This window comes from Candidatus Thiodictyon syntrophicum (assembly GCF_002813775.1).
Lineage (GTDB): Bacteria > Pseudomonadota > Gammaproteobacteria > Chromatiales > Chromatiaceae > Thiodictyon > Thiodictyon syntrophicum.
Map to the genome: position 1 here is coordinate 2,410,136 of NZ_CP020370.1, position 23,813 is coordinate 2,433,948.

A 23,813-nucleotide genomic window follows, 5' to 3' on the forward strand; every position below is an offset into this window, starting at 1 on the left:
CAGGAGTAGCGGTCCGACGTACCCGAACCACCGGCCAGGCGACCAACCTGCCGACACGCTGAATCAGCATTCTCTCTATTTGCGTCTATTTGCGTTCATTTGCGGCTCAATTCTTATTCTTCGTCCAGGCCGTTGCGCCAATGCTGGTCTTCCCGGTCGAACAGGCGGTTGGCCTCGCCCGGTCCCCAGGTGCCGGCCGGATAGGTCGGGATGAAGTCGCGCTCCGTGGCCCACAGCTTGAGCACCGGGTCGACCACCTGCCAGGCCCAGTTGATCTCGTCGGAGCGCAGGAAATGGGTGTGGTCCCCGGCGATGACGTCCAGGATCAGCCCCTCATATGCCTCGTTGTGTTCCGCCGACAGGGTGCAGGTGCTGGCGTCCATGCGCTCGGTCTGGGCGCGCATCTCCAGCCCCGGCTGCTTGACCTGGATCTCGAAGCGCATGCATTCGTGGGGCTGGAGATTGAGCAGGATCCAGTTGGGCCGGATCTGTTCGATTGCGGTGTGCTGGAACAACTGCTGGGGCGGGTGCTTGAAGCGGATGGCGATCAGTGAGTTGGTGCGCCCCAGGCGCTTGCCGGTACGGATGAAGAAGGGGACGTTGCGCCAGCGCCAGTTGTCGATATAGAGCTTGAGCGCGGCATAGGTCTCGGTGGTGCTGTGGTGGGCGACCCCGGTCTCGTCCAGGTAGCCCGGCACCGGGCCCGCCTGATCGCGCCCCGCGACATACTGGGCGCGGCAGGCCTGGGCGTGGACGGCGGCGCGCGGGATCGCGCGGATCGAGCGCAGGACCTTGACCTTCTCATCGCGCAAGGCCTCGGCGTCGAGCGACGGCGGGGGTTCCATGGCGATCAGCGTCAGCAGTTGCAGCAGGTGGCTCTGGATCATGTCGCGCAGGGCCCCGACGCCGTCGTAGAAGCCGCCGCGTTCCTCGATCCCGCGCGTCTCGGCGTGGGTGATCTGCACATGGTCGATGTAGTTGCGGTTCCACAGGGGTTCGAGCAGCAGGTTCGCGAACCGGAAGACCAGGATGTTCTGGACCGTGTTCTTGCCCAGATAGTGGTCGATGCGGTAGATCTGATCCTCGGTGAAATAGCGGTGCAGGCGCCGATCCAGTGCCTGGGCACTCTCCAGGTCGAAGCCGAAGGGTTTCTCCACCACCAGGCGTGACCAGCCGTCCGTCTCGGCCTGGAGCCCCAGCGCGTGCAACTGCTCCGCCGCGGCGGCATAGTGCAGCGGTGCCAGCGAGAGATAGAAGACCCGGTTGGTCGGGAACTGATCGTCCTCGCGCAGGCGCCTCGCCAGCTCGTTGCAGCCATCCGGTGCCTCCAGGTCGCCGGCGACGAAGTGCAGCCGCTCCTGAAGCCGCGTCAGCACCGACGGATCGGGCGCGCCGACCACGCGCGCGGCCAGGATGCCCTGGACCTCGGCCCGCCACTGGGCGTCCGACCAGGGGCGGCGCCCGAAGCCCAGGATGCGCGTCTGGGGGTGCAGGTGCCCCCCGGCCTCCAGGTGGTAGAGGGCCGGCAGCAGCTTGTAGTGGGCCAGGTTTCCCGTGGCCCCGAAGATCACGATGGTGCAGGGTTCGAGCATCACGGGCGCCCCTCGGTAAGCGAAAAAATGTGCTAACGTGACGGCCGTAAAAAAGCCGTCACGTCGCACCGCGGGTGACGATGTTAATCCATATCCAAGGGCGCCGGGGCGTCCTCTCGCCTACAGGGTCTCGCCATGGAGCAAACACAGTACCGCTACCCGAGCCCGGACGGACTGCGCATCCTGATGGCCAGCAGCGAGGCGCATCCGCTGATCAAGACCGGCGGTCTGGCCGACGTGGCCGCCAGCCTGCCGGCGGCCCTGCGCGAGCTCGGCCACGACGCGCGCCTGATCATCCCCGCCTACCCGCGCGCCGCCCGCCAACTGCGCGAGCCCAAGACCCTGTGCGAGATCAAGGTGCCCGGTTCGCGCGCCAATGTCCGCATCCTGGGCGGCAGTCTGCCCGAGCACGACCTGCCGGTCTATCTGGTCGACGCCCCCGAGCACTTCGCGCGCGAGGGCAACCCCTACACGGACCTGTCCGGGCGCGACTGGGGAGACAACGCGGAGCGTTTCCTGCTCTTCTCCCGGGTCGTAGCCCAGTTCGCCCAAGGCTTGCCGGCCCTGGGCTGGCGGCCCGATGTGCTGCACGGCAACGACTGGCAGACCGGGCTCGCCCCGGCCCTGATGCACGGTGAGGCGGCGCGCCCGGCGACCGTCTTCACCATCCACAATCTCGCCTATCAGGGGCTCTTCGACCGCGCCACCTTCGACCGCATCGGCCTGCCGACCTCGCTGTGGGGCCTGGTCGGGCTGGAGTTCCATCAGCGCATGTCCTTTATCAAGGGCGGCATCGTCTTCTCGGACCGGGTCAACACCGTCAGCCCCACCTACGCGGAGGAGGTGCGCACGGCGGCCCGCGGCTGCGGCCTGGACGGCCTGCTGCGCCAGATCGGGACGCGCTTCTCCGGCATCTTAAACGGCATCGATTACCGTGAATGGGACCCCTCCACCGATACCCTGATCCTCCAGGCCTACGACCCCGGCAGCTTCGGGCTCAAGGCGGAGAACAAGCTGGACCTGCAGCGCGAGTTCGGGCTCACCCGCAACGAGGGCGCCTTCCTGCTCGGGTATGTCGGGCGTCTCGTCGAGCAGAAGGGGATGGACCTGATCCTCACCATCCTGCCCGGCCTGCTCAAGGACCCGGACGTCCAAGTGGTCATCCAGGCCTCGGGCGAGCGCGCCCTGGAGCAGGCCCTGCAGACGCTCGCCGCCGCGCACCCGCGCCAGGTCGGCGTCTCCTTCGGTTACGACGAGGTCCGCGCCCACCGTATCGAGGCCGGCTGCGACAGCTTCCTGATGCCGTCGCGCTTCGAGCCCTGTGGCCTCAACCAGCTCTACAGCCTGCGCTACGGCACCCCGCCCATCGTCCACCGCACCGGCGGACTGGCGGACACCGTGGTCAACGCCACTACCGGCACCCTGGCCGACGGCAGCGCCACCGGCTTCCTGTTCGACGCCCCCACCGCGGACTCGCTCTGGCACGCCGTCGCGCAGGCCCTGGCCCTCTACCGCGGCAACCCCGACGGCTGGCGCCGGCTCGCGACCGCCGGCATGGTACGCGACTTCAGTTGGGAGGCCAGCGCGCGCTCCTACCTGCAACTCTACGGCGAGGCGATGGCCGAGCGGCACCTGGCGGGTACTCAGGCGACGGAGCCGGCGGCGGCTTGAGGGGGGAGGCGCTGGAGTGGCTCGGAGGTGGCCTTGATCATCGTGCCGGCCGCCCCGGGCCGGAGTCCAAGGCTTCAGCCTTGGATGGACAGGACCAAGGCTGAAGCCTTGGACTCCAGAAGATGGCCGCCGGCCGGAACGATGATCAAGGCCGCTGAGGTGATGTTGAGCTTTTGTGTTTCTCTGCGTCTTTGCGTGAGTCCTCTTGAAGAGTCTCACGCAGGGACGCGGAGACGCAGAGAAGAAAAACGGTTCTGTCGCTCTCGCCGGTTAGGTCTCGCAGATGCACAAAGCCTCCGCCTTCAACTTTCTGCGGCAATTCCAGCGCTCTCTGAACAGCGAGTTGCCGGCTGTGACATCACTTCGTTCAAACGTACGCCAAATCGCATCAGCAGCCAAAGGTAGCGACGGCGCACCACATCTGCGTCGTCCTGAAGAGGCGTTCCTAAATACCTACGTAATTCCCCGGCTATACAAGGACCTTCAATTGCTGTGCGGCTTGAGTCAAGAGCAGGCACGATCTGCGCTGCTCTCGGAGAACTTCCGACATCTGCCTGAGATGTGTTCTGCCTCGCCAGCCAGAAAGGACCCTCACCCTTTTGATAAGACATTTCCTCAGGACCCTGCCAAGGTTATGGCGCAGTGGCAAAGCAAGGAAGCAAATGCACTGCATCGAAGTTGTCCAGACTTTGCAATCCGATTCCCCTGTCCCTATTCGATAGTATTTGAGGGTAAGTACTTTGAATCCGGCAGTATTGCGAAAGCTGAAGCCGAACTCGTCAGAAATATCTATCAAACATTCTTTTATCGTGCGCTACCGAAGATTGCAGAAATCAAGCTCCGGCCTGCTTGGGACTATGAGTTTGCATGTCTGCTTGCCTGCGACGCTTCACCGGAAGGTTTACTAAAACGCGCATGGGACTCACTTGAGCCAGCCGTGCAGGAGGGCTTCTGGAGTGGCGCGAATCTCTATGTCATGATCATCCGAGGCGATCCCTGACCGCTCGCGTCGGTAGGTGGGCCTCGATCGTCGTTCGGGCCGGCATCGGCAGGCATGAGGTCTTACGGGGGCGGTCCCGAACCGCACGGCGAGTGCAAGACAAAGATAGTTAGACAGGATTAACAAGATTTACAAGATGTTATTCGTTTTCAATCTTGTAAATCTTGTTAATTCTACTTTGTTAACTTGAATTCTGGCCGCTTTTCAACTAGCCTGGCTAGGCTATCTTGTAACGCCGCTCGATATCGCTACGCCGTTGATCATGCCTGACCGCCATTTGTGCAATACGCTTTTCAACCATAGCCTCATCCTGCGTTAGTAACGCGATAATCATCAGCCGAACGTCCCGGCAGCTTAATAAAGGGTATTCAAGTTTGTGCGTAATACGCTCTTTTACGATAAAGGAGAGTGAGAGCATGACAAGTGCCATATGATGGTGCCAGGCATTCCATTTCCTAACTTGATAATCAGACATCCCGATTTCGGATTTAGCCTCCTGAAAGGCACGCTCCACCCAATATCGTTGGGCTTGCATGTATGCTAGCCTTTCAATCGGTGTCTCCATGTAGTCAACGTTGCTTAGCGAGTATTTGATCTTATTGTCGGCCAGATTTCGGCTTATTACCAAGACTCGCTCTATTGCACGATCACCTTTGCCATCCCAGACCCACACTCTTTCCGCATGAATTGAGAGCGTCAACGGCCCCTTAACCGCATCGCGAACTGTAACGTTTCGCCATGCATGAGAACTTAGAGAAGTGCCATAGTTCTTCACCGTTATGGGATCTATATCTGTTTGTGGCTTCGTCGGTTGGCGACCCGGCCCAGGCTTCTTCTCAGGAACTGAAATCGTTGGTTCAACGGTATAAATTAGCTGATTGCAATGAACGTCGAAAACAAACGTTAAGCCCATGTTATCTATAGCATTACTTAATTCCCATCCATGTCCGTAGACGCCGTCTCCACCGACCCAGCCAAATTCCACGCCTGCCGCCATATCTGCTGTCACCATATCGAGCGCCAGTTCCAGCTTGGTCTTGAAAGCACGCGCGTCAGGAGGTATGCCCGCTCTTTCACAACGCTCTGGATTGCTGGTCCATGACTCTGGTAGAAAGAGGCGACAGTTAACCAACGTGCTGTGACACTGCCAAACTAAGCTCGCGTAGACGCCAACCTGGCAGTTATCCACTTTTCCGACCACCCCAGCATATTGTCTGGAAACACCCGCCGAATAGTTGCCTTTCTTTAGATGTGCGGATTCGTCAATAATATAACCGACGTCACGAGAGCGATAGTCGTGTTGGTCGGCATACAGATCAGATGTATTTTGGGCAACTAAGCGCATGACTCTCTCTGAAGACCAGGGGGAATCCGTGATAAAGTGTTGAAGCTGCTGATAGCTGTTATCCGGCATCTCGATCTCTTCGTTAAGGCGTTCGATGTTACGCTTACCAGACTCTGTTTTCAGAAGGCCGTTGATGTAACCTCGACATAACTCATAACCATCGGAAGTTTTGGTCAGAAAGCATTCATGATAGCCTTCAAGATGATTTGATAGATGCTTTACTATCCTTTTCAAAGCATAGTCCGGTTGACCATAGTTTGTTTTATTCACCAGGCTTCTCTTACACGCTCCGAATATATTTTTACCGCTGCTAAAATTATATCAAATTCAATGGCCTATTGCAATTTAACAAAGTAGAATTAATCCTGTCAAAAAATTTCACAACCGGTCAGGGTCGCGGCCGGGACCATGATCAAGGCCGGTAGGTGCCGAATGATGGGCATCGCTGCGCTCTGCCCATCCTACCGAACTGACGGTTGCGGCGATGAGGGCGGCAGGTCGGGGGGACGAAGGAACTCCACCGCTGCGCCGGGGATGCAGCGTTTCGTTTCTTATCCCAACCTACAGGCCGTTAGTGAAACCAAGACTGCGGAGAAAAAATGGTGCTTAAGCAAGCAAGACTCGGTTGCCTTTGCGTTCTCGTCGCCCTCGCGTTACCGCTCACCGCGAACGCGGGGTTTCGCTGTCAGGACGGCAACCTGATACTGGAGGGAGATTCGGCTGCCGCCCTCGTGAGCAAATGCGGCAAGCCGCTGTATCAATCGAACATCGTCAATCGCGAGGGCTATGTGATAGGGCAGCGCTTTACCTACCAGGATCGCATCGATAATAGTTGGATCTACGTGGTGGACACGGTCGATGATAAGATAACCAAGATCGAAGCAAGGCGTCGGTAGGACCCTGGCAGGTGGCCGGAACAGCCATGCGCGTCATATCAAAGAAGCCCATCAGGGAATTCTGGGAACGTCATCCGGAAGGGCGGCCGGTTTTAGAAGAGTGGTTTCGCAAGGTTAGCCGACTTGCCGCGGTATCTTTCCCGGAACTGCGGCAGGTCTTCCGCTCGGCAGATTATGTCGATGGCTACACATTGTTCGATGTGGGCGGCAACAAGTATCGCATCGCTACCGTTATCCACTATGATAGACAACGGCTTTACGTCCGGGAAGTCATGACTCATGCGGAATACGACAGAAATGCCTGGAGAAGAAAATGAACGCGGCACTTGATGTTGAAAAGCTCGTTCCCGTCTGGCAAGCGCTCAGATCAGCGGCTCCGGTGTCGCACATCGAGTCGGAAAGTGATTATGACCGGACCACGGCGTTCCTCAATAACCTGCTTGATTTGGTGCGGGACGATGCCGGGCACCCTCTCTATTCGTTAATTTCCGTGGTTGGCGATCTCATAGAAGCATATGAAATCGATCATGAACCACTTTAGCGGGCATCGCCTTACAGGAAATTGCTGATCGCCGACAGGTTCTCGATCTCCTGCTCGACCTGGCCCCGGATCTGGTCTTCCAGTGCCGTGCGGGCGCCCTCCGCCTGGGCCCGGACCTTCTGCGCGACCTGCGCCTTGATGTCGGCCCGCAGGCCGGCGATCTTCTCGTCCGTGAGTGCGCGGGCGATGAGCCAGCGGGGGGCCCCTTCCCAGGACTCGGCGCGCCGCCTGGCCTCTTCCACGCCATAGGCCAGGACCAGTCCGCCGGCGATGAGGCCGATCAGTGCGCCGAGCAGCAGACCCATGTGACCGGCCATGATCAGCGCCGTGCCGGCCCCGCCGCTGATGACGGCGGCGAGCACCGCGACGATGGTGGTGGACAGTGCAAAGACCACGTCCTGGATCTCGGCGAAGATGCGCGGGTCCGCTATGCGCAGCTCGGCCTCTGTCGTCATCGCCCGGTCCTCGTGGGTGAGTCCGGCACTGAAGACAAGCCGGTGGCGGCGGTACCAGTCGCGCATCAGTTCGGTGGTGTCGGCGGCCACGCCGCTCAGGACCCGGGCGATCTGGCCCGTCACGATGGTCTCGATCTGCGGCTGAAAGGCGGCGGCCTGGGCGGCGATCTGTGCCTTTAGCCCGGCGACCGAGCCGCCCTCCTGGCGGAAGTGCGCGAGGATGGGCGCGATCCCCTCGTCGAAGAGCCCGACCGCAACCTGTTCGGCGATGCGCTCGGCCACCTCGTCCAGTCGGCGTTCGAGCAGGGGGTTGATGCGCTCGCTGATGAAGACCGGCAGTTCGGTGCGCAGACCGCTCTGGGCGGCGGTGAGGCGCGCCTGCAGGGCCGGGAGTATGGCCAGTCCCTGGGAGACGGTGACATAGGGCCGGTCGCTGTGGACCAGCCGCGGGGGCTGCGCAAAGTGCGCCAGCTCCTCCTTGATGATCGTGGCGACAAAGGGCCAGGCGCTGCTGCCCCCGGTGAGGATCACACAGCTTGGCTCTTGGATGCGCACCCGCTCATTGGCAAGCCCAAGGCGCAGCGTCTGGCGGAACCAGTCGAGCAGGTCGAGCCCCGTGGCGCCGGCCAGCAACTGCTCATAAGCCAGCGGATTCATGGTCCGGAGATAGTCGGCGAAGGTGTGCGAGGGCCGGTAGCGGCGCGCCCGGGTCAAGAATGCCTCCCAGGTCACCTCGCTGATGCGCCCGAACTCGCCGATCGCCTTGCGAAAGGGCTGCGACGGGTCGAGCGCCATGGCGAGCGAGAACTTCTCCTTGGCCTCCCGGCAGCGCACGGCCAGCACGAAGAACTCCGCGCGTTCGCGGCTCATGGCCGCCGTCGCGTCCGGGTTCTGCTCGATAAACCATTGGTAGAAGAGGTCGTCGAACAGGCGCCCGCCCAGGTGCATGTCGCCCCAGGAGTGCACCACCTCGCCGCGCACCAGGAGCGCGAAGTCGCAGGTGCCGCCGCCGAAGTCCACGACCAGTGCCCCCTGGAGCGCCTCGGCGGGGGTGATGTCCTTACGCTGGAGGTGGAAATAGATGGCCCCCTTGGGCTCGTCCACCGTACGGACCTCGCCGAAGCCCGCCTCCCGGGCCGCGGCGCACAGCAGGTCGCGGTACTCGGGGGACGCCTCGCTCGGGGCGCCGAAGATGACCTGACGCTGCAAGGGGTCGATGTCCTTGTGCTGGCGCCGGGCGACAGTAAGCAACCCGGCCAGGAAGTCGCGGGTGTTGCGGCGTGCCTCCGCGCTGCTGGCAAGGTCCGGCTTGAATTGGGCACGGATCTGATAGTCCGGGTGGTCGGCGGCGCCGTCGCCGAACTCCTCCAGGGCCTGATTGCCGATCAGCGGCTCCTTACCGTCGCGATAGAGGATGGCCGTGGCTAGCCCGTCGCGACCGTCGCCGAAGTCGACGCCGACCGGTTCCTCCCGGTCCCCCGCGCACTTGGTCACATAGGTGTTGGAGGTGCCGAAGTCGATGGCGAGCGTCGGGCGGACCGACGGCGGCGCGAGCCGGAGTGCGTTAGGCACGTTGTTTTCGTACAAGACCTTTCTCCAAAACGCGGTCGTTCTGAATCACCGGCTCGTCCTCGACGATGACGGTGTCGCCCTCCTCGATCAGACCGAAGGGGCGGTAGCGCTGCGCCAGCTCCGGACCCCAGCGCAGGCGCGAGCGCCCGGCGCGCTCGGCCGCCGTGAAGCGCGCCGGCTCGGTGAGGCCCGCGAGCCCCAGGCGGCGCCCCTCCAGCAGCAGGGCCTCGGCGGCGGTCGGCAGGTCCGGAAGATCAGCACGGTGCAGGTCGGCGATGGCCCGCGCCAGGTTCTTGTCCAGTACGATGGCCTTGGGCTCCGCGACCGGTGCGCTGGACAGGCTGCACAGCAGCAGTGCCGAGCACTCGACCCACTGCCGGATCAGGTCGCGGATGGAGTCCCGGTAGGCGTTGCGGTCGTAGTGCGCGCTGCCACGGGTGAAGGCGAGGAGCGCCACGACCCCCGGGTACAGCAGGATGCGCCGCAGCAGCCCCATACCGGCGAGTCGGCCCCAGAGCCCCACCAGGCCAAGGGTCGCGACCCGTGCGACGTCCAGCGCCCCGGCCACGCCGAGCAGGGTCTTGAGCGCCGTCCGCAGGGCCTTGCTTTCCGTCAGCCGGCCGACGGCATACAGGGCCCCCGCGGCACCGGCCGGGGCCCCGATCAGCATCCCCAGGGCGCGCATGTCCAGGCTCAGGTTGAGCAGGGTCCCGAACACCAGCATCCCCAGCACGCTGCCGACGGCGGCGGTCGCGGCGAGGTGCCGCGCCGAGAGGGCGCGGCCGGCCGTCGGCGGACCGGGCAGCACCCAGGCCGGGTTGAGCCCGAACCAGCGGCTGCGCAGGGCCTCGCGGGTACCGGCGCCCTGGGGCGGGGTGGGGAGTCCATCCAACACCGCGTCCGTCGTCAGCGCGGCAAAGACCGCGTCGCGGGCAGCCGCGACCGCCCGCTCCAGTTGGGCCGGGGTCAGGGTGTCGCCGTCCCCCAGGGCGGCAAAAAAGCGCTCGACCCCCTGCGTGGTGGCCTGCTCGCGCAGGCCCCGGTTTGCCGCCATCCAGCCGCGGATGGCCTCTTCGATGATGACTGACACGGGATTTCCTCTCTTGATGTGCCGGGAGCACCGTTGCCCGGGGTGGCGCCGCCCATCAGTATAGGCAAGGGCGCTCGCCGCCGGGATCGCGCCGCCGCCGCGTGGTTCCAACCATGGAGTATCGCGCCTGTTGGTGCGCCTGTCGGTGCCCCAGCGCGCTGAAGGCGATGACCGGGGCCGTAGGGTCCGCTGCGCGGACCGCTGCAGGCCCGCAAGCGGGCGCGGGAGTGGGAGCGACTTGCGCCGCGACGAGGTCACGGCAGCTTGCGCGGTCGCGTCGCGGCCTGGGGCGGGACGGGGCATGCGCCCGGTCCCGAGTGTTTAAGTCGCTGGTCGGTCCCGCAGGCTCGCGGCTCGGAGAAAACGTTTCGGACGGGGCGAATGCCCCGTCCGGCCCGCGACCGTAGGGTGCGCCGTGCGCACCATGGCGCCGCCCGAAACCCTGGCTGCGGCAACCAACCTCAGCCTCTCAAGGTGAGCGCGGCGCACCCTACCCGGGCGGGCGCACCCGACGCCTCATCGTCCGCACAATTGCGCTTGGTGGTACTAATCGGTTCGCGGCAGTTCGGCGAGCCAGGTCTCCAGGATCAGGGCCGCGGCCAGGGCATCAATGGCGAGGTCCCGCTCGCCGGCGCCGCCCTTGAAGCCGGGCCGGGCGCTGAGTTCGCGGCGCGCCTCGATCGAGGTCAGGCGCTCGTCGATCAGGTGCACTGTCAGCCCGAAGCGGCCCTCGAGCTGGCGGGCAAAGCGATGGACCCGGGGTGCCCAGTCGACTTGCGTGTCGTCCATGTTGAAGGGCAGGCCCACGACCGCCGCGCTGGGCTGCCACTCGCGTACCAGGGCCTCGATCCCCGGCCAGTCGGGGCGCTCGCCGCGGCTGCGCAGTGTCGTCAAGGGGGTGGCGGAGCGGGTGACGGTCTGGCCGACGGCGACCCCGATCTTGCGCGGGCCGAAGTCGAATCCAAGCAGCGTGGGCATCTAAGAGGATTGGTCCGATTTGCGTTCATTTGCGTTCATTTGCGGACAAAACTCTCTCGCGATCATGCGTGCCCGGCCTCGCCGCTCAACAGGTTCATGTCGATCCCGAGCAGCTTGGCGGCGGCCAGCCAGCGCCCCTCGGCGGCGAGCCGGAAGATGATGTGGTCGTCGGCCGGGCCGCTCAGCCAGGCGTTGGCGCTCAGTTCCTGCTCCAGTTGGCCGCTGCCCCAGACCGCGTAGCCCAGGGCGATCAGGGTCTGCCGCGGCCCCTCGCCGCCGGCGATGGCCTCCAGTATGTCGCGGGAGGTGGTGACACTGATCGCGTCGGTGATGTTGAGGGTGGAGTCGAAGGCGGGGCCGGCGGTGTGGAGCACGAAGCCGCGGTCCGTCTGCACCGGTCCGCCCTGATAGACCGGGATCTTGCGCACCGCCGTCAGGCGCGTGGGGATGTCGAGCTGGGTCAGCAGTTCGCCCAGGGTCACCTCGGTGGGGCGGTTGATGACGATGCCCATGGCCCCCTGGTCAGTGTGTTCACAGACATAGGTGACCGTGCGCGAAAAATTCGGGTCCTGCAGACCCGGCATCGCGATCAGGAAGTGGTTGGTGAGTGAGGTCGTGAAGCCCATGGGGCTAGTATCCCGTGCGCCGGGGGGGGAGGCAAGTCGAAAGGAGTGTGGGCGTCCCGCCCGCGCGTGTATCCCGGGCGGGACGCCCGGGCTCCTTTCTATTCCCACGCCAGCTTGCCCCCGCGCAGAAATTGCCAGGTGCGCACGATGTCGAGCACGTCGGTCTCGGCGGCGATGTCCGGGGGAAAGGCGGAGTAGGGGGCGGCCAGTTGGACGATCTGGATCGCGGCCTGGTCGAGCAGTGGGTAACCGGAGGAGCGCACCACCCGCACCTGCTCCACGGTGCCGTCGGCGCGCACCGCCACACTGAGGATCAGGTTTCCGTAAAGGTGCTGGTCTTTGGCCGCCTGCGGGTAGTTGATGTTGCCGATGCGCTCGACCTTGCGCGCCCAGGCGCCCAGATAGCTCGCGTAGCGAAACTCACGCGTACTGGCGCTGATGGACTTGCGCCGCTGTCGGCTGGCGTAGGCGGCCGAGCGCGCCTGCAGGCTCTCGGTCAGGCGCGCGATCTCCTGGTCGCGGCTCTGGAGGATCCGGGCGGCATCCACGGGCCGAGCCGCTTGGGCCGCGGGCGGCGGCCGGGGCGGGGGCGGTTCCGGGACCTTGGGCGCCGGCCGCGGCTGCGGGGTAGGGGCCGCCACCACCCGCTCGGGGCGCGGCCGCGGGGGTGTCCGCGCGGCGGGCGGCGCCGCGGTCGCGACGGCGGGCTGGGCGCGGGGGTCTTGCGCCCGTGGTTCATCCGGCAGGGGCTCATCTTCGGCGGGTGTCAGGGCCGGCAGCGGCGGCCCGTCCAGCGGCGAGGCGATGACCCCGTCACCCCGCGGTGATTCCCCGACCCGGGAGCGTTGGGACAGGGCGGCGTCTGGTTCCGGGTTGCGGGTGGCCTGGCCCGGGTCCTTGAGCAGCACGATCTCCAGGGACTGGTCCGGGGGCGCGTTGCGCGGTTGCGGCAGCTTGAATGAGATGGCCAGGATCAGGAACAGGTGCAGCACGGCCGCCCCCAGCAGGGCCGCGGGCAGGATGCGGGAGGGGCCGCCGTCCAGGGGCGCGGTGAGTGCGCGGGGGAGGCCCTGAGTGTGGCTGGTTTCGATCGGGGTATGCTCCATGGACCTGGCAGGCAAACTGACGCCGGCACCGCGACGCGCAAATTCCGCAGCCATCGGAGAATAACCCTGGGCTTGAGAAATGGACAGGATTAACAGGATTTCTCAGGATTTACAGGATCTGTTGTTGCTGTGCGTCGCCCCGTGATCTATCCTGCTAATCCTGCAAAATCCTGTTAATCCTGTCTAATTTTTCGGCTCTGGATCAATCGCCAGGCTGGCATCGGCACTTGCGCTCCGCGATACTTGGGCGATCCGGGCCGCGATGGCGTCCATCAGGTCGCCCGCGATGTCCAGCCCGAACTGGGCGTCCAGTTCACGGATGCAGGTCGGGCTGGTCACGTTGATCTCGGTCAGATAGTCACCGATCACGTCGAGACCGGCGAAGAGGATGCCGCGGGCGCGCAGTTCCGGTCCGACTTGGGCGCTGATCCAGCGGTCGCGCTCCGTGAGCGGTCGGCCCAGGCCGCTCGCCCCCGCCGCGAGATTGCCGCGGGTCTCCCCGGGGGCCGGGATTCGGGCCAGGCAGTAGGGAACGGGTTCGCCGTCGATCATCAGGATGCGCTTGTCGCCCGCGGTGATCTCCGGGACATAGCGCTGGGCCATGCACAGGCGCTGCCCGCGTTGCGTCAGCAGTTCCACCATCACGCTGAGGTTGGGGTCCCCCGGGTTCACCCGGAACACGCCGCTGCCGCCCATGCCGTCCAGGGGTTTCAAGATGATGGTCTGGTGGGCGGCCTGGAAGGCGCGGATGTCGGCCAGGCGTCGGGTCACCAGGGTTGGGGGCGTACACTGGGGGAACTGCGCGGTAAACAGCTTCTCGTTGGCGTCGCGCAGCGCCCGCGGGTCATTGATGACGCGGGCACCGGCGCGCGCCGCGTGTTCCAGCAGATAGGTGGAGAACACATATTCCATGTCGAAGGGCGGGTCCTTGCGCATGAGCACCGCGTCAAGGTCCGAGAGGGCGCGGGTGGTTTCGGCACCGAAGCGGTACCAGCCGGCCGGGTCGTCGGTGACCGTCAGCGCGCGCATCCGCGCCTGAGTGCGACCCTCGCCCAAGAACAGGTCGCCCAGTTCCATGTAGGCGAGCGGCCAGCCGCGCCGTTGCGCGGCCAGCATCATGGCGAAGGTGCTGTCCTTCTTGATCTTGATGGACCCGATGGGGTCCATGATGATGCCGAGTTCGATAGTCATGGCGTCAGTGTAACCGAATGCCGGTGCGGATGGTCCCTCGGCGGGGGCGGCCACGGCGCCGTGCGCCCGCCCGGGCTGATCGCAGTCCCGGCGCCACCCCCGTAGGAGCGGCCCCCCGGCCGCGACGGGTGACCGCAAGGGCCAAGAGACAAGGGTCCGCGGTGATGCTCAAAGCCCTCGCGTCCCGCTGGGAAAGACCAGGCCCTATCCGTCAACCCTCTGATCGACAGAAATATGACGCGCCCTGCTGCCCTCGACAAAGAAATTTATCTGAGGCGGTTTTGATGCTATGGTCCCAAGAACCCTCGCCGTCCTGCCATCCTGCCGTCCTGCGCTCGGGTTACCTGCCCCTGATCGGAACCCGGAAGATGAGGATAGCGTCATGACATCGTGTTCGTCTCCGCGCAGATCGCCGCGTGCATGGGCCGCAGGGGTGGTCGGTCTGGTTCTCGTCCTGGCGGCATCGCTGGCGCAGGCCGCCGCGACCTCGGTCGCAATCGGGTTCGATACCGACAACAATTCCGCGACCGGGTGTACGCTCACGCTCGGCAGCCGCACGCTGCCGGGCCTGGAAGTCGCGCTGACCACCGAAGTGACGACCACGGCGAGTACCGGGACCGTAGGGACCATCACGCGGCGCGCCTGCACCGGCGGCGGATTCGGTGCCGCGGTTACAGTGAGTCCCGGCGGCTGGCCGGTGGGAATGGCAACCGGCCTCGGCGGATCGGACCTGATCGAGACCTTCCTCCCGCTGGCTGACCTGGGCAGCACAACCGCGGCGCGGATCGGTGCCATCACCGCGGGCGACAGTCTGAGCGCGAGCAACCTGTTTTATCCGTTCGGCCTGCCCTCCGCGGTGGCGGTGCCGATCCCGGCCCTGTCGCCGACCGGACTGCTGATACTGCTGGTGTTGGTCGGTGGGTCGGGCTGGCTGATGCGTCGCTATGCGCGTCCGGGCGGGCAACTGATGCTCGTGCTGTGTGTAGTGGCGAGTGCCCTGACCACCGTCTCCGCCCTTGCCTTCGTGGCGGATGGCAGCGGGATCGATTGGAACGGCATCGCACCGCTGGGGCAGGATAACCAGGGCGATGCGCCGGCTGGCCAAGACCTGGTTGCGCTCTATGCCGCCACGGACGGCGCCAAGCTTGCGCTGCGTATCGACATGGTGCTGGCGCGTGACGCAGCCAATCAAGCGCCGGTGGTCAACGCCGGTGCCAATCAGGCGGTCACACTGCCGGCGGCGGCCACACTCGCCGGCACCGCCACGGATGACGGCCAGCCGACCCCCGCCCACCTGACGACGACCTGGAGCCTGGTTTCCGGTCCCTCTGCGAACGTGGTGTTCGGCAACTCTGCGATCCCCGCCACCAGCGCGACCTTCAGTGCCCCTGGCCTTTACACGCTGCGTATGACCGCCGACGACGGCGCACTCAGTACAACCAGCGACATGCAGGTGACCGTCAGCGACGCTGCGCCGGTGTTCCTGGCGGTCCCGGATCGGACCATCGCGCTCGGCACCCGCTATCAGCAATTGCTGGTGGCGAGCGACGCCAACGTTGGCGACACGTTGAGCTACGCGCTGCCGACGGCGCCGACCGGCGCGGCACTGAGTCCGTCACCGCTCATCGACTGGACCCCGACCGCGGCGCAATTGGGACCCAACACCTTTACCGCCACCGTCGCCGACACCGCCGGCCACACGGCCACGACCACCTTTCATGTCACGGTCGAACACACCAATCAGGCGCCGCAATTGGCGCCCCAGGTCAATGTGATCCTGCCGGTCGGCGCCGCGTTCAGCCGCACCCTGCAGGCCACCGACCCGGATGCGGGCGACACGCTGACCTTCGCGCTGGTGTCGGGTCCGGCAGGGATGACGCTGACCGGCGGCGTGCTGAACTGGCCGACCGCCGGGGTCGCCCCCGGCGATGCGGCCGTCACGGTCAGCGTGACCGACGCGGGCGGACTCACCGACAGCAAGCCGTTCACCGTCACGCTGACCCCGGCGGCGCCGGGGCCGGTGGCGCGGGACGATCAGTATCAGGTCCAGCTTGGCGAAACGCTGACCATCCCGGCGGCCGGCGTGCTCGGCAACGACACCGCATTCAGCGGCAACCCACTGTCCGCGACGAAGTTGACCGATCCCGACAAGGGCACGCTCAACGCGTTGAATGCCGATGGCGGCTTCAATTACACCGCGCCGGCTACACTGCCGCCCGTCACCGGGCTGAATCCGGTGGTGGAATGGCGCTGGGGACTTGGCACCAATGGGGCCTTCGTGTTGGCGGCGGATTTCAATCACGACCAGGTCGTTGAGCATGTGTCGTCCGACTTTGGCAACTTTCGCGCTTGGCGCGGCAGCGACGGCGCGCAGTTATGGCAATTGGATCGATCGATCAAGACCCACGCGGACATATCAGGTTGCGGTACCGCTTGGGAACAGTTCGCACTGGGCGATGTCGCCGGCGATGGCGACATTTACCTGTTTTCTTCGATCAATTGCGATCAACTTGGCTACGCCGGTTTTCCGGATCGCCTGTTCGCCGTCAACGCTTCGCAAGTATCCGGCGGTAAGGTCGCGGCACGGTGGCTGAGCCCGCGCCTGTCGCAGCCGCATCCCGGCGCCTATGCCACCGCCACGTCGTCAGAGCCGGCCAACCCGCCGATCACCCCGTCCTTCGCGGCATCAGCGAATGGATCGGTACCGACGCTGGCAAGACTCACGGCGGACGGAGCGACCAAGCTGATAACCCGGTTCCTGGCGAGGAGCGACTATGGTTATTACTACGACACGCCCTATTCCAACCACCTCGCGTATGCCGCCTGCCGCACGGTAACGGGCCTGCCCGCGGATGAAGGCCGCCCCTGCAAAGCAACCTTTGTGATCGACGCCGCCACCGGCGCCATCGACTAGGTGCTCACGGCGCCGAATGCCGCCAACCAAGTGAACACGTACAACCCTCAAGGTACGCCGACCGAGCAAAACGTTCCGATCGTGGCCGACCTCGACGGCGACGGCCAGGTCGAAATCATCTCGGGCGGCGACGTGTGGAACCTGGTGGACGGGATATGGACGCTCGCCTGGCAGGCGGAATTCGCTTCCGTGACTTCTGGCGTGAAACTCGGGTTTGAGCCCACCTCGGTCGCGGTGGCTGATCTTGACGGCGACGGCAAGGCCGAGGTCATCATCCACATCATTGGTTACGACAACGGCCCGCAAAAGAACGCGGGCGGCATCCATATTTTCAATCACGACGGCACCTTGCGCCGCACCATTCCGATTCCTTTCACCTGGATCAACGGCCTGCTCAGCGTGGCCGATGTTGACGGCGATGGTGCTCCGGAGGTCCTGCTTGCCGGTGATAGTTTCGTCTATGCCTATCGTCAGGATGGATCATTGCTCTGGGCCAAACTGCCGCCCGACATCATCAGCGATGTCGTGCCCGCCATCGCGCCCATCGCGATGCCGCACACCACGGATTCGCCGCTCTATGTCTATGACCTCAATCTGGATGGCGTACCCGAAGTCATCCTTCAGGGCACGCGCCGCCTCTTTATCCTGAACGGGCGCACCGGCGCCGACCTGTGGAGCATCGATACCGAAAGCTCTGCCTATTACATTCACGGTAATCCACTCCTGGTGGATGCCGACAACGACGGCCACATTGACATCCTGGTGCATGTCCCCGATCGCTGGAACTGCAACTATGGCCCCGGAACGGGACCGGTGAATTGCAAGGGTTCCGCGATGCGCATCAGCGGGGGTGACCACAATTGGGCGCCGGGGCCGAAGGTACAGAACCAGCTCAATTTCCGACCGGCAGCCACCGACGATACCGCGCAAATCCTGTACGACGGCTCGGTGCGCCGCGACTTCCGCCAGCAGATTCAGCAGGGCACGGTGATCGATCCGCGCCTCGCGCAGACCACGGCGTTCACATACAAGGCCAATGATGGCGCGGCGGATTCGGCGCCCGCGACGGTGGCCATTGATATCAAGCCGGCGAACAGTCCGCCGGTGATCACGTCGATACCGCCCAGCGCGCTTCTCAGAGTCAGCCCGGACGGCACGAAGACAATCTACACCATCACTGCCTTGGATCCGGACCTGGGCGACACCGTCCATTACGAGCTGGTCACCAGCAGTTTCGGACCGCCATCCTATCCGGGCCCGACGGTCGATGCGGTCACCGGCAACCTTGGTCTTTACAGTTGCAGGGCCTGCGGCTTTCAGCGCATTGTGATGACCGTCGCCGCAGTCGATACACAAGGTGCGCGCACCGAGCAGTCGTTCATCATCGACCTCTCCCCCACTGCGGTTGCTGTTCCGAACGTGGTCAACCAACTGCTGCCCGACGCCCGCACCATGATCGAGGCCGCCAGCCTCAAGCCCTTGGTCGTGACCGAACTCTTTGGGCCGCAACCGGCCGGAACGGTGGTCGGCCAGGACCCGCTGGCCGGCACTGCCAATGTCGCACTCAGTGCCACGGTGAGACTGACGGTCTCAAAAGGCCCGCAACCCTTCACGATGCCCTTCGTCGTCGGCGACCAACTGGCGCCGACCAACGCCCGGCTCACCGGCGCGGGCTTGACGGTCAACGTGACGGCCGCGTTCTCCACCACCATCCCGGTCGGCGACATCATGGCCCAAGCGCCGGCGGCCGGCACCGGGTTGCTGCCAGGGAGCGCACCACCAGTCGCCCTGATGGTCTCGGCCGGCGGCCCCTTGCCCGCACCGATCGCCTCCATCGTCCTGGAGCCGGGCCCCGGCCCCTTGCTGCGCCTCGCGGGCGATGAATTGCAGTACACGGCCGTCGCCATCCTCACCGACGGCACCAGCGCCGACGTAACGCTGACCGCGGCCTGGTCCTCGTCGGCCACGAGCACGGCGACGATCAGCCCCACCGGGGTCGCCAAGGCGATCCACGAGGGCGCGACGACCCTCAGCGCCAGCCTCGACGGCAAGACGGGGCAGGGCACGCTGAACGTCGCCGCGCGCGCATCCAGTGACAATACGCCGCCCACCGCCGGCATCACCGCACCGGCGGACGGCGCGACCGTCACCGGCCCCGTGTCGATCGTGGGCACCGCGAGCGATACTAACTTCCTGCGTTATGAGCTGGCTTATGCCCTGGCCGGTGAGGAGAACTACACGCTGATTGCCGAGGGCACCACGCCAGTGACCGACGGTACGCTGGGCACGCTTGATCCGACCACGCTGGTCAACGACCAATACACGCTGCGCCTCAAAGTGTTTGACCGAAGCGAGAACGAGAGTGTGACCACACGCACGGTGCAACTGACCGGCAACCGGAAGATTGGCCTCTTTAGTCTCACCTTCGAGGATCTCAGCATCCCGATGTCGGGCATCCCGCTCACCGTCAGCCGCACCTACGACAGCCGCGACAAGACACAAGGCGATTTCGGTATCGGCTGGCGACTGGGCTTCCAGACCCTGCGGCTGCGCACGAACCGCGTGCTGGGCACCGGCTGGGTGCGCACTGTCTCGGGCATTATGGTCACGCTGTCGTCGACCGACGAGCACAAGGTCAGTCTCACGTTGCCAGACGGCCGGGTCGAGGAATTCGACATGATTGTGTCGCCAACGGCGAATGTCGGCTCGCTGGACTTTACGAACGTGACCGGCTTCCAGCCAAGGTCCGGAACGCTGGGACAGTTGCAGGCATTGGGTAACAACAGCTTGCTGATCGCGAGCGGCGGCGCGCAGGTCGAACTGGTCGACGACTCCACGCTCAAGACTTACTCGCCAACGCTCTATCGCTACACGGGCGCGGATGGCACCCAGATCGAGATCAGCCCGACCGGCGGCGTGCAGAAAGTGACCGACCTCAACGGCAACACGGTGACGTTTGGTCCAGGCGGAATCATCCACTCGGCGGGCAAGAGCGTCACCTTCACCCGCGATCCGCAGGGCCGGATCACACAGATCACCGACCCGCTGGGGAACGTGCAGAACTACAGCTACGACGGCAATGGCGATCTGGTCGGGCACGTCGATGCTGCAGGCGGGGTCTCGAAGTACGCATATAACCGCGGCCACGGGCTGATCGATATGCAGGACCCGGCCGGGAACCACCCGTCGCGCAACGACTACGATGGGGCGGGTCGGCTGATCGCGACGACGGACGCGAACGCAAATCGGATAACGATCACCCGCACCCAGGGCGTCGCGCAAGAACTCGTCCACGACCGGCTGGGTAATCCGACAGTCTACGACTACGACGCCGCGGGCAACATTGTGGCGCAGACCGATGCGCTGGGTGGTGTCCGGACCTTCACCTACGACAGCCGTAACAACCAGCTCACCGAGACCGATCCGCTGCTGCGCGTGGCGAGCAAGACCTATGACAGCCTCAACAACCTGCTGGCCAGCGTCGATTTCGACGGTAACGCCACGGTGCGCACCTTCAATGCGCAGGGCCAGCCGTTGACCATCACCGATCCGGAAGGACGCATCACGACCAATGTCTTCGACGCCGGCGGTAACCTTACGCAGACGACCGATCCGGAGGGCGGAATCACCCGCTTCACCTACAACGGCGCCGGCAACCTGCTGACCCGCACCGATCCCCTCAACCAGGTCACTACCTTTACCTACGACGGCGCGGGCAACAAGCTGACCGAGACCGATCCGCTTGGACACCGCACCACGCACACGTATGACGCCAATGGCAGGATGCTGAGCACGACCGATGCGAACGGTAACACCGAGGAGCGCGCGTACGACGGCGCGGGCCGCGTGAGGAGCGTGACCGACAAGCTTGGCAACGTCACGACGTTCACCCACAGTCCGGTCGGCGACGGGACCAAGGTAGCGACCAAGACCGACGCGCTGGGGAGGGTCACGCGCTACGACTACGACGCCGTGGGCAACCTGGTCGGGAGCCGGCTGCCCGATGGCGTCGCGGATGCCATGACCTACGATGGCGAGAACCGCGAACTGACCCGCACCGATCGCGACGGCCGCACCACCTTGTTCCAGTACGACGCGCTGGGCCGCAAGGTCCGGACCACCCATCCGGACGGGACCTTCGCCACGACCACCTGGGACGCCGCGGACCGGATGCTCGTGGCGACCGACGAGCGCGGCAACGCGACCGGCTATACCTATGCCGCAAACCGGCAAACCGTCACGGATGCGCTTGGCTATGCATCCGTACACCACTTCGACAGCAAGCGCCAGCGCATCGAGTTCACCGATCCGCTGTCCCGCGTCACGACCTTCGCCTACGATAGTCAAGGTAACCTCACGCGGACCACGTTCCCCGACGCCACGTTCAGGTCCACGACGTACGATGCCGCGAAGTGGCGAATCGCGCAGACCGACGAGGCCGGACGCTCGACCCAGTTCGGCCACGATGCCGCGGGCCGCCCGATCGTTGTGACCGACGCGGCAGGCGGCGTCACCAGGTTCACGTATGACGCCGTCGGCAACCGCCTGACCCAGACCGACGCGAACGGCAATACGACTCGTTCTGTGTATGACGCGATGGGTCGCGTGGTCAGTCGCACGCGCCCCGCGGGCGAGCGGGAGAGCTTCGTCTTCAACGCCGGCGGCCAACTGCTGGCGCACACCGACTTCAACGGCCAACTCACGACCTTCATCGCGGACGCCCTGGGCCGTGTCGTGCAGAAGAACCTGCCAGGCGGCGTCTCGGTGCCGTTCTCGTGGACGCCGACGGGCTTGCGCACGCAGGCGGGGGGCGACGGCTACCGCTACGACACGCGTGGTCGCCTGTCGCAGGAAACCAAGGCGTCCGGTGCAACGCTGACGTACACCTACGATGCGGTGGGAAACAGGACCGCCCTGACCACGCCGCAGGGTATGACGTCGTACACGTACGACGCGATGAACCGACTCGCCACGGTGACTGATCCCGCCGGCACGACGACCTACGGCTATGATGCAGCCGGCAATCTCGCGACCACCGCCTATCCCAACGGCGTCATCGCAACCCACAGCTACGACACACGCAACCGGCTCGTCAACGTGACCAACAGGGGCCCCTTCGGCCTCATCTCGTCGTACACGTACAGCGTTGGCCCGGTCGGCAATCGGGTGCAGGTGGTGGAAGCCGGGCCGGCGACTGCCGGGCGGACGGTAACCTACGTGTATGATTCGGTGTATCGGCTGACGCAGGAACTGATCGTCCAGGCGCCCGGCCTGAATGTTGTCATCGACTATGCCTACGACGTTGCGGGTAACCGGACGCAACTGAACCGCAACGGTACCGTGACAACTAACGTGTACGACAGCAACGACCGGCTGCTCACCGAGACGACCGGCGCGACCACCTTCAGGTCCACCTACGATGACAACGGCAATCTCAAGTCGCGCGGCAACGGCGTCGCCACGGAGGCTTATCAGTACGATGCGCAGAATCGCCTGATCGGTGTCAGCGGCGCCGCGGGCGCAGCCACGTTTGCCTACGATGCCGACGGGATGCGCACCGGCAGGACCGTTGGCGGCGTCACGACGACATTCCTGCTCGACAAAGCAAGACCGGCTGCACCGTGCGGGTGCGCCGGGGATGCGCAACCGCCGCTGGCGCAGGTCGTCGTGGAGACGCGTGGCGCGCATACCATCACGTATACTTATGGCCACGCGCTGATCGCTCAAACCCAACCCGGGTTCGGGACGAGCTTCTATCTCGCGGACGGCCAGCGTTCTCACCGGCAGTTGACGAATGCTGCGGGGGCGGTGACCGACACCTACAGCTTCGATGCCTTCGGCGTGCTGCTCGTCGGCAGCGGATCGACCCCGAACGCCTATCTCTATGCCGGCGAGCAGCTCGATCCCAACCTCGGTTTCTACTACCTGCGGGCCCGCTATTACCAGCAGACGACCGGGCGCTTGGTGTCGACCGACCCCGAGCTCGGCAACTTCTTCGATCCGATGTCGCTGCACCGGTATCTCTATGCGCATGCGAACCCGGTCGACAACCGCGATCCGTCAGGTCGGTCCGACTTCAACCTGATGACGGTGATGGCCGTCCAGATCCTGGCAAAATCGGCTGGAGTGGGATTCATCGCAATGATCGGCACGAAGGCGCTGGGGATTGCCAAGGACTGGGGCACCGCCCGGACCTACGGCGTCGGCTTCGCGATGGTCGGCCTGACCTGGTTCACCGGCACCGCGATCCTTGCGGCAGGCGAGCTCGCGGCGGCCGAAGCAGTGGCGACCACCGCCATCCCGACCGGTGCGCTGAACCAGTTCCTCTTGGCTGTCGAGGCCGGAGAAATAATGGCTGCCCAGACGCTGATGCGCAGCTACGTACTCCGTACGTTCCTGTTCTCCTCCGCGGCACGTTGCGTTTTCCTCGACACCGTGGTTGCGGCCGTGCCCTGGGTCGTCGCGGGAGGACTCACCGCCACGGCGACCTACAACCAGGGCGTGTATTACGTAACGCCTAATGATCGCGTTCCTCTGATCGTTGCCGGCGTGGCACAGTTGAGATCGCTGGCTGAGGGCCTCGGTTGCAAGTGAGCGCCGGTCGACGGACGCGCGCCGACGACCCTTTACTTACGGAAGCACCGCCCGATCAGCTAGTCCGCCGCGCCCATGCCAACGCGAAAAGTGCCCGCGCCGGCACGCGACTGATCGGTGCCGCGGGAACCATCGACGCCCGTGCCGCGCCGTGGTAAAAGGCAGAAGTGCCCGTGGGTGTCGTGCGCTCCGCGCGTAACCGTTCAGCCTGCCCCCACCCCAACCCTCCCCGACTAAGGGGG

The 23,813-nt window shown here is 64.8% G+C and carries 15 protein-coding genes; 7 read left to right on the forward strand and 8 right to left on the reverse strand.

The annotated features are described in order from the left end of the window. Positions 1-113: 113 nt before the first annotated feature. Positions 114-1,592: a glucose-6-phosphate dehydrogenase gene (zwf, locus tag THSYN_RS10140; RefSeq protein ID WP_100919036.1), complete on the reverse strand. Its 1,479-nt coding sequence runs from the start codon at positions 1,590-1,592 to the stop codon at positions 114-116. A 135-nt stretch (positions 1,593-1,727) separates the two neighbouring features. On the opposite strand from zwf, the gene glgA reads away from it, so the two are divergent. Continuing rightward, the gene (glgA, locus tag THSYN_RS10145; RefSeq protein WP_100919037.1) at positions 1,728-3,263 is read left to right on the forward strand and encodes a glycogen synthase GlgA; all 1,536 of its coding nucleotides are present in this window, start codon (positions 1,728-1,730) and stop codon (positions 3,261-3,263) included. A gap of 283 nt (positions 3,264-3,546) precedes the next feature. Continuing rightward, positions 3,547-4,263 carry a hypothetical protein gene (locus tag THSYN_RS33665; RefSeq protein WP_157817575.1) on the forward strand — a complete coding sequence of 239 codons (717 nt, stop codon included), beginning with the start codon at positions 3,547-3,549 and terminating at the stop codon, positions 4,261-4,263. Positions 4,264-4,480: 217 nt separating this feature from the next. On the opposite strand, the gene THSYN_RS10150 is transcribed toward THSYN_RS33665, so the two are convergent. Beyond that, the gene (locus tag THSYN_RS10150) at positions 4,481-5,878 is read right to left on the reverse strand and encodes an IS701 family transposase (RefSeq protein ID WP_157817576.1); all 1,398 of its coding nucleotides are present in this window, start codon (positions 5,876-5,878) and stop codon (positions 4,481-4,483) included. Between the two features lie 329 nt (positions 5,879-6,207). Between THSYN_RS10150 and THSYN_RS10155 the strand changes: the two genes are divergently transcribed. The 3 genes from THSYN_RS10155 to THSYN_RS10165 are packed head-to-tail and all read left to right on the forward strand — an operon-like array spanning position 6,208 to position 7,045. Then, on the forward strand, positions 6,208-6,504 hold the full coding sequence (locus tag THSYN_RS10155; RefSeq protein WP_100919038.1) for a DUF2845 domain-containing protein: 297 nt from the start codon (positions 6,208-6,210) through the stop codon (positions 6,502-6,504). Between the two features lie 11 nt (positions 6,505-6,515). After that, complete coding sequence (locus THSYN_RS10160) at positions 6,516-6,821, forward strand: type II toxin-antitoxin system HigB family toxin (RefSeq protein ID WP_236848850.1); 306 nt, start codon at positions 6,516-6,518, stop codon at positions 6,819-6,821. Then, positions 6,818-7,045 carry a transcriptional regulator, XRE family protein gene (locus THSYN_RS10165; protein ID WP_100919040.1) on the forward strand — a complete coding sequence of 76 codons (228 nt, stop codon included), beginning with the start codon at positions 6,818-6,820 and terminating at the stop codon, positions 7,043-7,045. Before THSYN_RS10160 ends, THSYN_RS10165 begins: the two co-directional genes overlap by 4 nt. A gap of 11 nt (positions 7,046-7,056) precedes the next feature. On the opposite strand, the gene THSYN_RS10170 is transcribed toward THSYN_RS10165, so the two are convergent. The 6 genes from THSYN_RS10170 to gshB form a co-directional block, all read right to left on the reverse strand. Then, positions 7,057-9,087 (reverse strand): Hsp70 family protein, encoded by a 2,031-nt coding sequence (locus tag THSYN_RS10170; protein WP_236848851.1) that lies wholly within the window; start codon positions 9,085-9,087, stop codon positions 7,057-7,059. After that, positions 9,065-10,162 (reverse strand): hypothetical protein, encoded by a 1,098-nt coding sequence (locus THSYN_RS10175; protein WP_100919042.1) that lies wholly within the window; start codon positions 10,160-10,162, stop codon positions 9,065-9,067. Before THSYN_RS10175 ends, THSYN_RS10170 begins: the two co-directional genes overlap by 23 nt. Before the next feature lie 546 nt (positions 10,163-10,708). After that, on the reverse strand, positions 10,709-11,140 hold the full coding sequence (ruvX, locus tag THSYN_RS10180; RefSeq protein WP_100919043.1) for a Holliday junction resolvase RuvX: 432 nt from the start codon (positions 11,138-11,140) through the stop codon (positions 10,709-10,711). Between the two features lie 62 nt (positions 11,141-11,202). Continuing rightward, the gene (locus tag THSYN_RS10185) at positions 11,203-11,766 is read right to left on the reverse strand and encodes a YqgE/AlgH family protein (RefSeq protein ID WP_100919044.1); all 564 of its coding nucleotides are present in this window, start codon (positions 11,764-11,766) and stop codon (positions 11,203-11,205) included. A gap of 98 nt (positions 11,767-11,864) precedes the next feature. Next, a complete protein-coding gene (locus THSYN_RS36825; RefSeq protein ID WP_100919045.1) occupies positions 11,865-12,872 on the reverse strand; it encodes an energy transducer TonB in 1,008 nt (335 codons plus the stop codon). A 183-nt stretch (positions 12,873-13,055) separates the two neighbouring features. After that, the gene (gshB, locus tag THSYN_RS10195; RefSeq protein WP_100919046.1) at positions 13,056-14,063 is read right to left on the reverse strand and encodes a glutathione synthase; all 1,008 of its coding nucleotides are present in this window, start codon (positions 14,061-14,063) and stop codon (positions 13,056-13,058) included. Between the two features lie 862 nt (positions 14,064-14,925). Here gshB and THSYN_RS10200 point away from each other — a divergent pair. Beyond that, a complete protein-coding gene (locus tag THSYN_RS10200) occupies positions 14,926-16,977 on the forward strand; it encodes a putative Ig domain-containing protein (protein WP_157817577.1) in 2,052 nt (683 codons plus the stop codon). Continuing rightward, a complete protein-coding gene (locus THSYN_RS10205) occupies positions 16,978-23,571 on the forward strand; it encodes a PASTA domain-containing protein (protein ID WP_100919048.1) in 6,594 nt (2,197 codons plus the stop codon). It begins immediately after the preceding gene. Positions 23,572-23,813: the final 242 nt, after the last annotated feature.